This is a genomic window from Faecalibacterium longum, from assembly GCF_040094125.1.
GTDB lineage: Bacteria > Bacillota > Clostridia > Oscillospirales > Ruminococcaceae > Faecalibacterium > Faecalibacterium longum.
The window spans coordinates 1-11165 of record NZ_JBBNIH010000121.1 but is presented as its reverse complement, the minus strand read 5'-3'; the positions used below and the strand labels follow the sequence as shown (position 1 = coordinate 11165).

At 63.4% G+C, this 11165-nt stretch carries 10 protein-coding genes; all 10 read left to right on the top strand.

Annotation, left to right across the window (positions count from 1 at the left end; translation table 11 throughout):
- Positions 1-55: 55 nt before the first annotated feature.
- The gene (plsX, locus tag AAAU26_RS05335) at positions 56-1063 is read left to right on the top strand and encodes a phosphate acyltransferase PlsX (protein WP_227619702.1); all 1008 of its coding nucleotides are present in this window, start codon (positions 56-58) and stop codon (positions 1061-1063) included.
- A gap of 24 nt (positions 1064-1087) precedes the next feature.
- Positions 1088-1762 (top strand): ribonuclease III, encoded by a 675-nt coding sequence (gene rnc, locus AAAU26_RS05330; protein ID WP_158396723.1) that lies wholly within the window; start codon positions 1088-1090, stop codon positions 1760-1762.
- A gap of 1 nt (position 1763) precedes the next feature.
- Positions 1764-5321 carry a chromosome segregation protein SMC gene (gene smc, locus AAAU26_RS05325; RefSeq protein ID WP_227619701.1) on the top strand — a complete coding sequence of 1186 codons (3558 nt, stop codon included), beginning with the start codon at positions 1764-1766 and terminating at the stop codon, positions 5319-5321.
- Positions 5322-5595: 274 nt separating this feature from the next.
- On the top strand, positions 5596-6537 hold the full coding sequence (gene ftsY, locus AAAU26_RS05320; RefSeq protein WP_158396727.1) for a signal recognition particle-docking protein FtsY: 942 nt from the start codon (positions 5596-5598) through the stop codon (positions 6535-6537).
- A 153-nt stretch (positions 6538-6690) separates the two neighbouring features.
- The gene (gene rdgB / locus AAAU26_RS05315; RefSeq protein WP_227619700.1) at positions 6691-7329 is read left to right on the top strand and encodes an RdgB/HAM1 family non-canonical purine NTP pyrophosphatase; all 639 of its coding nucleotides are present in this window, start codon (positions 6691-6693) and stop codon (positions 7327-7329) included.
- 293 nt (positions 7330-7622) lie between these two features.
- On the top strand, positions 7623-7919 hold the full coding sequence (locus AAAU26_RS05310; protein WP_005932885.1) for a YhbY family RNA-binding protein: 297 nt from the start codon (positions 7623-7625) through the stop codon (positions 7917-7919).
- A complete protein-coding gene (gene nadD / locus AAAU26_RS05305; RefSeq protein ID WP_227619699.1) occupies positions 7919-8596 on the top strand; it encodes a nicotinate (nicotinamide) nucleotide adenylyltransferase in 678 nt (225 codons plus the stop codon). The genes AAAU26_RS05310 and nadD overlap by 1 nt, the downstream gene beginning before the upstream one ends.
- Positions 8550-9125, top strand: coding sequence for a bis(5'-nucleosyl)-tetraphosphatase (symmetrical) YqeK (gene yqeK, locus AAAU26_RS05300; RefSeq protein ID WP_227619698.1), 576 nt, complete (start codon positions 8550-8552; stop codon positions 9123-9125). The genes nadD and yqeK overlap by 47 nt, the downstream gene beginning before the upstream one ends.
- Positions 9126-9231: 106 nt before the next feature.
- On the top strand, positions 9232-10650 hold the full coding sequence (locus AAAU26_RS05295; RefSeq protein WP_227619697.1) for an LCP family protein: 1419 nt from the start codon (positions 9232-9234) through the stop codon (positions 10648-10650).
- A gap of 15 nt (positions 10651-10665) precedes the next feature.
- On the top strand, positions 10666-11046 hold the full coding sequence (gene rsfS / locus AAAU26_RS05290) for a ribosome silencing factor (RefSeq protein WP_149793852.1): 381 nt from the start codon (positions 10666-10668) through the stop codon (positions 11044-11046).
- Positions 11047-11165: the final 119 nt, after the last annotated feature.

Below are 11165 nucleotides of genomic sequence, written 5' to 3'. Positions count from 1 at the left end.
CCGTCACGCCGCAGGCGTGACGGAGAGGTTGTCCCCCAAGAAGGGAGAAAAACCTATGAAGATCATCGTAGATATGATGGGTGGCGACAACGCCCCCCTGGCCGTGCTGGAAGGCGCGGCTGCTGCCGTGAAGGAATACGGCGTCCAGCTCATCGGCGTGGGCGACGAGGCCCTTGTCCGCAAGACCGCCGCCGACAACAACATCTCTCTGGACGGCATCGAACTGGTGAACTGCACTGAGGTCATTGAGATGTGCGACGAGCCGGCCAGGGCCATCCGCACGAAGAAGGATTCCTCCATCGTCGTGGGTCTGAATATGCTCAAAGAGGGCAAAGGCGACGCCTTCGTCTCCGCCGGCAGCACCGGCGCGCTCCATGTGGGCGCAAGCCTCATCGTCCGCACCCTGCGGGGAATCAAACGCCCGGCGCTGGCCACCATGGTGCCGGCCCAAAATAAGGCGTATCTGCTGCTGGACTGCGGCGCCAATGTCGAGTGCCGCCCCGAGATGCTGGCCGCTTTCGCTGTCATGGGCAGCTGCTATGTGAACAAGGTGGAGGGCCGCACCTCCCCTAGTGTGGCGCTGGCCAACAACGGCGCAGAGGAGAGCAAGGGTACCCCGATGCTCAAAGAAGCCCATCAGCTGCTCAAGACCATTCCGGGCATCCGCTTCGTGGGCAACATCGAGCCCCGTGATGTGCCGAACGGCGACGTGGACGTGGTCGTCTGCGACGGCTTCACCGGAAACGTCATCCTCAAGCTGACCGAGGGCGTCGCCAAGATGCTGCTGGGGATGCTGAAGGGAATGTTCCTCAAGAATCTGGGCGGCAAGCTGGCCTATCTGCTGCTGAAGGACAGCGTGTCTGACCTCAAGCACCAGATGGACAGCGAGGAGTACGGCGGCGCACCCTTCCTGGGCGCAAAGCAGCCGGTCATCAAGGCTCACGGCTCCTCCAAGGCCAAGGGCATAAAGAACGCCATCCGTCAGGCTAAAATTTGCGTGGAGAACGATCTGTGCGGCACCATGCAGAGCGCACTGGATGAATTGAACACCACCAAGGAATAACATCGCAAAAGGGAGTAAAAAAACATGAGCCATCAGTTGGAAACAATTATTGGTTACAAGTTCAAGCACCCGGAGCTGCTGGAAACGGCGCTCACCCACACCAGCTACGCCAACGAGACCCGCCCGCCCGTCAAACACAACGAACGGCTTGAGTTTCTGGGCGACAGCGTGCTACAGATCGTCTCGGCAGACTACCTGTTCCACGCCTATGCCGACCGCCCCGAGGGCGATCTGACCCGCATCCGCTCCAGCCTCGTCAGCGAGGGCGCACTGTTCCAGTTCGCTCAGGAGATCAATCTCGGCGATTACCTGCGTCTGGGCCGGGGCGAAGAGCACTGCGGTGGCCGCACCCGCCCCAGCGTCGTGTCGGACGCCTTTGAAGCCCTCATCGCCGCCCTTTACCTCGACGGCGGCATGGAGGTGGCAAGGAACTTCATCCTGCCCTTTATCACCGAGGGCAAGTACGCCGAGGCCGACTACAAGACCCGCCTGCAGGAGATCGTCCAGCAGAACCCCGAAGAGAAGCTGAGCTATGTGGTGGAGCAGGAGACCGGCCCCGACCACAACAAGCACTTTGTGGTGGCCGTCCGGTTCAACTCGGACTGCGTGGCCCGGGGCGAGGGCCGCAGCAAGAAAATGGCGGAGCAGCATGCCGCCCGCGAGGCCCTGAAGCTGTTGGGCGTCATCAAGGAAAAGTAATATGGTGTTCAAGGAACTGGAAATTCAAGGTTTCAAGAGTTTCCCCGATAAGGTCAGGATACGCTTCGACGAGGGCGTCACCGGCGTCGTCGGCCCCAACGGCTCGGGCAAGTCCAATCTGTCGGACGCGGTGCGGTGGGTGCTGGGCGAGACCAGCTCCCGCCAGCTTCGCGCTGCCGGAAAGATGGAGGACGTCATCTTCGGCGGCACCCGCCGCCGGGGAGCCATGGGCTTTGCCATGGTGCGCCTGACGCTGGACAACAGCGCCCACACGCTGGACATCGACGCCGACGAAGCCGTCATCGGCCGCAAATACTACCGCTCCGGCGAGAGCGAGTACACCATCAACGGCCAGCTCTGCCGCCTCAAGGACATCTACGAGCTGCTGCTGGACACCGGCATCGGCCGGGACGGCTACTCCGTCATCGGACAGGGCCGCATCGCGGAGATCGTCGCCGCAAAAAGCAGCGAGCGCCGCGAAATTTTCGAGGAAGCCTGCGGCATCGCCAAGTACCGTTACCGCAAAAACGAGGCGGAGCGGCGTCTGGCCGCGGCGGCAGAGAACCTCGAGCGTCTGCGGGACATCCTCGACGAACTGGAAGCCCGGGTCGGCCCGCTGGAAAAAGAGAGCGAGAAGGCCCAGCGCTTTCTCGAGCTCAGCGCCCGGCGGAAGACGCTGGAAGTCACCCTCTGGACCGACGGCGTCCACCGCGCCCGGGAGGCCGTCCGCCGTCAGGTGCGGGACTATGAGACCGCTCAGGCCGAGTATGAGAGGTTTGACCGGGAGGCCAGAGCCGCCGAGGCCGAGGCTGAGAAGATCCGTATGCAGGCACAGCAGCTGACCATTGCCGTCGAGCGCCTGAATGGGGATATTCGCAGCATCACAGAAGAGCTTTCCGGCAGCGACAGCCGAATCGCCGTGCTGGAAAACGACATCGCCCGCAACGAGGAGAGCGCTGCCGCACTGCGGGAGGACATCGCCACAGGCGAGCAGGACAGCACCGAGGCTGCCGCCGCGCTGGAACGCCACCGCGCCGTGGCCCGGTCCATGGCAGCGGTAGGGGAGAAGCTGGCCGCAGAGCTGGCCGAACTGGACGCGGAACTGCTGCGTCTGACCAGCGAGAACAACGCCAGCGGCGCCCGCCGGGACATCCTGCGGGCTGAGGTGGCCGACCTGACGGCGAAGCGTACCGAGGCACAGGTGGCGAAAGCTGCCGCCGAAGCCGCCGCTCAGGCCGCGCAGGAGCAGCTGCCCGCCCTCGTCGAGAACGCCGAGGCCCTCGAGGCTCAGCGGGACGAGGCAAAGCAGGACCTTGCCGATACCATCGAGTACCGGAAGATGCTGGCCGAGAACGAAAAGCAGCTGGCAAATGTGAAGGCCGGCGTGGAGCTCAAGCTGAAAGGCCGCCGCACCGCCCTCAATGAGGCCGATGCCGCCGAGCAGAAGCTTGGCCGTGAACTGGACGCCGCCCGTCAGCGCCTCGGCGTGCTGAAAGAGCTGGAAAAGAACATGGACGGCTACCAGAACTCGGTCAAGACGGTCATGCGGGCCGCGTCGGCCCGCCGCCTGCGGGGCATCATCGGGCCGGTATCGTCGATTTTGAGCGTCGAGCCGGGGCGGGAAGTCGCCATTGAAACGGCATTGGGCGGCGCACTGCAGAACATCGTGACGGAGAACGAAGCCGCCGCCAAGGCCGGCATCGCCCTGCTCCGCAGCGAGAACGCGGGCCGCGCCACCTTTCTGCCGCTGGACACCGTTCAGCCCGGCTTTTTCCGGGGGAGTCTCTCCGGTTCGGCCCGGCTGGCGTCCAGCCTCGTCAAGGCCGACCCCCGGTATGCGAACATCGTGTCGAATCTGCTGGGCCGCATCGTGGTGGTGGACGACATCAACGAAGCCTCCCGTGTGGCTCGGGAGCTGGGTTACCACAACAAGGTGGTCACGCTGGACGGTCAGGTCATCAACGCGGGCGGCAGCTTCACCGGCGGCAGCGTCCAGCGGTCGGCGGGCCTGTTCACCCGCAAGCAGGAGATGGAAGAGCTGCGCGTCAGGGCCGCCAAACTCCAGAAGGACTGCCTCGCGGCGCAGGACCGCACCGACGAGCTGAAAACACAGGTGGATGCGCTGGCCGCAGAGCTGACCGCCACCGAGAGCGAGATCATTACGGCGGCTAATGACCGCATCCGCGCCGAGGCCGAACAGAAACGCCTCGAGGCGGCTGTGGAGCAGTCGGAAGCGGCGCTCGCCGGGCGTCAGGATGAGATGGAGCGGCGGAAAGCCCAGTTGGCCGCCGCCCGCGCCCGTGCCGAAGACGCCGCAAAGCAGGAAGAAGCCCTTGCCGCCGACATCGAGACGCGGACGGCCGAGCTGGAACGCATCGCCGAGGGCGACGACGCCTTCCTTGCACAGCAGCGGAGCCTCGCCGAGCGCCTGAGCGCCAAGCGGATGGAGCAGCTGGCCCGTCAGAAGGACGCCGAGCTGGCCCGCAGCCAGATCGAAGCGCTGGAAAAACAGGCCAGAGACGCCGAGAGCCGCCGCGCCGCGCTGGAAGAGAGCCTCACCGCCCTCGCCGCCCGCAGCGGGGCCTGTCAGGAAGAGATAGAGGCCATCCGCCGGGCCAAGACCGACAGCACCGCGCTCATCGCGGCAAAAGAGGCCGAGATACGCGAGGCCACCGAGAAGCGCCTGCTCTGCCAGAAGGACGAGACGGAGGCTCTTGCAAAAGGCCGCACCGCCGCCGATGAGCGGGAAGAGATGGGCCGCGAGATGGCCCGTCTGGCGGAGCGGAAAGCCGCCGCCGAGGGCGAATACGACCAGATGGCCGCGAAGCTCTGGGACGAGTATCAGCTGACCCTCTCTCAGGCCGAAGAGCTCTGCGTGGAGTTCGAGAACGTGAACGTCCTCCGGGCGCAGGTGGCTGACCTGCGGGGCAGGATACGCGCTCTGGGCAACGTCAATGTCAGCGCCATCGAGGAGTATCAGGAGGTCAAGGCCCGCTACGACACCCTCCGCGCTCAGGTGGAGGACGTCGAGGGCAGCAGGAACGAGCTGACCAGAATGATCACCAGCCTGTCGGGCCAGATGAAAGACATCTTCACCGACAGCTTCCGGGCCATCAACGAGAACTTTGGCCGCGTCTTTACCGAACTGTTCGGCGGCGGCGAGGCCAGCCTTGTGCTGGAAGATGAGAGCGACGTGCTTTCCTGCGGCATCGGCATCCGGGTGGCCCCGCCGGGCAAGGTCATCAAGAATCTGGAAGCCCTGTCCGGCGGCGAGCAGGCGCTGGTGGCCATCAGCATCTATTTCGCCATCCTCGCCGTCAACCCCGCGCCCTTCTGCATCCTCGACGAGATCGAGGCCGCGCTGGATGACGCCAATGTCGTCCGCTTTGCGCAGTATCTGCGCCGGGTGAGCGACAAGACCCAGTTCATCGTCATCACCCACCGCCGCGGCACCATGGAGGCCGCCAATGTCCTCTACGGCGTCACCATGCAGGAGGACGGCGTCTCCAAACTGCTCAAACTCGATTTGGAACAGGTTGACGCGGAACTGGTTTCGTAGGTATAATAAGATGGAATTGAACCTCTCCGTCAATGCTTCACGGACAGGCTTCCCTTCGTCCAACCTCTCAGTCTGCTTCGCAGACAGCTCCCCTCGGTAGGGCAACGACGACGACCGCCGCCAGTGGCGGAAACAGGGAGGAGTTGTTGGGGCCGCGGTCAGCAATACGCAAGCAAAGCGAAGCGGATGCTGGGTACCGCAACCCGGACAATGGCACGGCGTTAGCCGTGACGGAGAGGTTATCCCCCAACAAAACATATTAAGGAGAGAACCCATGGGACTCTTTGGATTTGGCAAAAAAGAAAAGGACAAAATGAAAGACGGCCTCGAAAAGACCCGCACAGGCTTTTGGGGCAACATCCTGAACACCCTCACCGGCAGTAAGATCGACGACGACCTCTACGATGAGCTGGAAGAACAGCTCATCCTCGCCGACGTGGGCGGCGACGTCGCCATGAAGCTGGTGGACGCCCTCCGCGACCGCGTGCAGGAAAAGGGCCTCAAGACCGGCGAACAGGCGGCTGACGCTCTGCGCGACATCATCGCCGACGAGATGCGCCCGGAGACCGAAATGGCGCTGGACGGCCATCCCGCCGTCATCCTCGTCATCGGCGTCAACGGCGTGGGCAAGACCACCAGCATCGCAAAGCTGGCCGACTACTACACCCGTCAGGGCAAAAAGGTCATGCTGGCCGCAGGCGACACCTTCCGCGCCGCTGCCAGCGAGCAGCTGGAGATCTGGGCGGGCCGCGCCGGTGTGCCGATCGTCAAGGCCGGCGAGGGCGCAGACCCCGCCGCCGTCATCTTCGACACCGTGAAGTCTGCCACCGCCCGGGGCTATGACATGGTCATCGCCGATACGGCCGGACGTCTCCACAACAAGTCGAACCTGATGAGCGAGCTGTCCAAGATCAGCCGCAGCGTCAGGAAGGCCGCTCCCGAAGCCAGCCTCGAGACCCTGCTGGTGCTGGATGCCATCACGGGCCAGAACGCCATCAGCCAGGCGAAGGAATTCTGCAAGGCTGCTGACGCCACCGGCATCATCCTGACCAAGCTCGACGGCACGGCCAAGGGCGGCTGCGTGGTGGCCGTCAAGCAGCGCCTCGGTCTGCCGGTGCGGTTCATCGGCGTGGGCGAGGGCATCGACGACCTCATCCCCTTCACCCCGGAGGGCTTTGTGGAAGAGCTCATCCCCCGCACGGGATGGAAGCATTAACCTCTCAGGCGCTTCCTGCCGCAACCTGGGTGCGAAGCACCACTGGCGTGCCGGGCAGGCCCACGCTGGATGAGCAAAGCCTGATTTATCGGAGAATGTAGTGCTCCGCTGCCAAGGGCAGGGAGCAGCAGACATAGAAAGGGAGTAACCCCAATGAGAATTTGTGCAGCCACCGGCAACGCCGGAAAGCTCCGCGAGCTGCGGCGCATCCTCGAGGCTCAGGGCCACGAAGTGGTCAGTCAGAAGGAGCTTGGCATCACCATCGAGCCGAACGAGACCGGCACTACCTTTGAGGCCAATGCCCTCATCAAGGCCGAGACCATCTGCAAGGCCAGCGGCCTGCCCACCATCGCCGACGATTCCGGCCTCTGCGTGGACGCGCTGGACGGCGCCCCCGGCGTCTACAGCGCCCGCTACTGCGGCCACCACGGCGACGACGAGGCCAACAACGACAAGCTCCTCGAGAACATGAAGGACGTCCCGGCGGGGCAGCGCGGCGCGAAGTTCGTGGCGGCGGTCTGCTTCATCCTGCCCACCGGCCAGCACCTCACCTGCCGGGGCGAATGCCCGGGCCGCGTCGCCTTCGAGCGGCTGGCCGGGGACTACGGCTTCGGCTACGACCCGCTCTTCATCCCCGACGAGTGCGGTGTGGGCAAGACGGACAAGCGCCCCAACTCGGAGGGCCGCAGCTATGCCCAGCTGACTCCCGACGAGAAGGACGCCATCAGCCACCGCGGAAATGCGCTGGCGGAGATGGAGAAGGAGCTGCCGGAATTTTTGGCGGAAAATTAACCTCTCCGTCATTGCTTCGCAATGCCACCTCCCCTACCGAGGGGAGGCTTTGGCATTCCGTAAAGCTATGCCTCTTCGCCAGAGGCTCCCCTACTAGGGGCAACAACGACGACCGCCGCCAGTGGCGGAAGCAGGGAGTCATTGTTGGGGCCGCGGCCAGCAAGACGCAAGCGGAGCGCAGCGGATGCTGGGTGCCGCAACCCGGCCTTGTCTGCGAAGCAGACTGAGAGGTTGTACGAAGAGAAAACTTAATAGAAAACAGAAATAAGCTGCAAATTAAAGGAGAAACTATTATGCTGACGAGCAAACAGCGCGCCATTCTGCGCGGCAAGGCAAACACCATGGACCCCGTTTTTATCGTGGGCAAGGGTGAGATCGACGAGACCATGATCCAGGGTGTGAAGGACTGCCTCGACGCCCGGGAGCTCATCAAGCTCAAGGTGCTTGAGAGCAGCATGTACAACGCCCGCGAGGCTTCCGTCAAGCTGGCCGAGGCCACCGGCGCCGACTGCGTGCAGGTCATCGGCTCCAAGTTCGTGCTCTACCTCCAGAAAAAGAAGGACAGCGCCTACGCCGATCTGCTGAAGTGATGCGTATCCTGCTTTACGGCGGCTCCTTCGACCCGCCCCACTACGGCCACCTGAACAACCTCCGCGCCGCCGCTGCCCGGGTCTGCCCGGACCGCGTGGTGGTCATGCCGGCGGGTGTCTCCCCCTTCAAGCAGGGGACATCCGCCCCCGGCCCGCTCCGGGTGGAGATGTGCGGCTGCTTTGCGGAGCTGGCCCGGGAGATGGGCTTCGGCCTCGAGGTCAGCGGCTGGGAGGTGGAGCAGGCGGAGCAGGGCCGGAAGAATTACAGCGTCCTCACGCTGGAAAAGCTGGCCCGGGAGAATCCCGGCGATGAGCTGTATCTGGCCATCGGCAGCGATATGCTGCTGAGCTTCGACGGGTGGCACCGCTGGGAGGACATCCTTCGTCTGGCCCATCTGGTGGTCACGAGCCGGAATGTCGGCGACGACCCGTCTCTCCACGCCAAGGCCCGGCAGCTGGACGCTTCCGGCGCGCGCATCCTGTTCGCGCCGGTGGAGGCTCTGCCCATGGCGTCCAGCGTCCTCCGCGCCCGCCTCGCCGCCGGAGAGGAATGTGAAAACGAGCTTCCGGTCTCGGTGCGCCGGGTCATCCGGCGCGAGGGGCTGTACACCAAAGGAGACGAAGTCACAAATGAATCAGAAACAGGCAAAAGAGCTTGTGCGCAGCCGGCTGAGTGACAAGCGCTACGAGCACACCCTGAACGTAAAAAAAATGGCCGTCAAGCTGGCGAAGCGCTACGGTGTCGATGAGGACAAGGCTGCGCTGGCCGCCCTGCTCCACGACTCGGCCAAGGAGATCTCCAAGGACGAGATGCGAGAACTGATGCGGCAGTATCCCCAGTACGCCGAGGGCGGGGAAGAGCGGCCTACCCCCGTCTGGCACGGCATCTGTGCGGCCATCCTCGCCCGCACCCAGTGGGGCGTGGAGGATGAGGCCATCCTTTCCGCCATCGCCTGCCACACGGCAGGCAAGGCCGGAATGTCGAAGCTGGACAAGGTGGTCTACCTGGCCGACATGACCAGCAAAGAGCGGGACTGGCCGGGCGTCGGCAAGCTGCGGAAGCTGGAAATGAAAGACCTCGACGCCGCCATGCTGGCTGCGCTGAAACAGACCAACGATTTTGTCCTCTCCCAGGGCAAGCCGCTGGACCCCCAGTCCGCTGCCGCCTATGAGGACATCCTGGCCCATCAGAAGAAAGAATGCTGATTGCGAATCGTGGGGAAGAATGGTATACTAAAGAATACAAAACCCTGAACAGGAGTTTTTCGGCCAACAGCCGACTCCCCAAAACGCTTGGAAGGAATAAGATGGAATGAGTCAGACTCCGCGTCATATCAAGACAGACCGTTCACTCAACCGCCCGACGGAGCGGCGGGCCGAAAAGGCTCCTGCATCCCGGCCCGTGCAGCCTGCCCAGCTGGACTTCTTTGCAGAGGAAAAGCCCTCCCCCGCAGAGCCTCCCCGCCGCGCAGGCGGCAGCGGCGGCGCAAAGCCTCCCCGCCGTTCGGCCCCTGCGGGCGGCAATGAGCCTCCCCGCCGCCGCAAAAAGAAGAAAAAGACCCCGCTCTGGCTCCCGCTGGCTGTGACGCTGGCGGTGCTGGCCGTCATCTCGGGCGTGGTGGTGTATGCCGTCGGCATGGTGGGCAGGGTGGAAGAGAACCTCCGTCCGGAGGAGGACGCCCCCTCCATCACCGAGGAGATACAGACCCTCGAGGAGTACAAGGGCGATGTGGTCAACATCCTCGTCTGCGGCATCGACTATGAGGAAGGCCGCAACTACTCCAACGACCCCACCTCCAACGACGGCATGACGGACATGATCCTCTACTGCCAGTTCGACATCAAGGGCGGCGCGCTGCGGATGCTCCAGATCCCCCGCAACAGCCTCGTGTGTACCAAGAGCCGCAAAGTCGCCCTCTCCAACGGCAAGACCTACGCCGCCACCAACTACCAGATAAACTCCGTGGCCCTCTCCAACGGCGGCAGCGTTGCCGCTCTGGCGGAGGTCATCTACGACCAGTACAAGCTGCCCGTCGATTACTACGTGACGGTGGATATGCAGGCTCTGGTGGAGATGGTGGACAACTTCGGCGGCATCGAGGTCTATATCCCCCACGATATGTCCTTTGCGGGCAGCGCCCTCAAGCAGGGCTACCGCAATCTGGACGGCACATCGGCGGAGTTCTTCGTCCGCTGCCGCCACGGTCAGGGCTACTCCAACTCCGACATCGACCGCCTGAACATGCAGCGCTACTTCTACGCCGGTCTGTTCAAGCGGGTGCGCAGCATGGGCATCACCGATGTGCTCAACCAGCTGCCCCTCATCTTCAACAACTATATCCACACGGATATGGACCTGACCACCATCGCAAAGATGCTGGTGTCCTTCACCCGCATCGACAGCGCCAACATCATGCTGGCACAGACCCCCGTTTTCATGGGTGTGCCGAACGTGGGCGTGACCGATACCTTTGACGGCTACTCCTGCGTGGTGCCGGACGCCGGCTCCATCGCAGAGCTGCTCAACACCTATTTCCGCAACTATACCGGCCCGGTGAGCGCCAGCGAGCTGAACCTCGTGACCAACGACTGGCCCCACGGCACCGCCTCCACCAGCGCCAACGTCCAGTTCGTGGGCCAGCTGGATAAGGAGTCGGACGACGCCATCCTCAGCGGCGACACCGACGTGGCGGGCGCTACCACCACCGATGGTCAGCCGGCCGGACAATGATAAGGAGAAAAATCTATGGATAAGAACATCGACAGCAAGACCCTTGCCATTGAGATCGCAAAGATCCTCGACAAGAAGAAGGCTCAGGACGTGCGGGTGCTCAAGGTGGACAGCCTGACCGTCCTCACCGACTACTTCGTCATCGCCTCCGGTACCTCCACCACCCAGGTGGGCTCTCTGGCTGACGAGGTGGAGTATGAGCTTTCCCAGAGCGGCATCGAGCCCCACACCACGGAGGGTTTTGACTCCAAGAACTGGGTGCTGCTGGACTATTCCAGCGTCATCGTCCACGTCTTCGTCCCCAACACCCGCACCTACTACGATTTGGAGCACCTGTGGGCCGACGGTGAGCCCATCGACATCTCGGAGTACCTGACCCCGGATAACAGTCTGTAAGAAAACAGCTCGGATGCCCTGAGTCAACCTCTCAGTCTCGCTTCGCTCGACAGCTCCCCTAGCGAGGGGAGCCTCTGGCGAAGAGATAAAGCTTTACGGAATGCCAAAGCCTCCCCTCG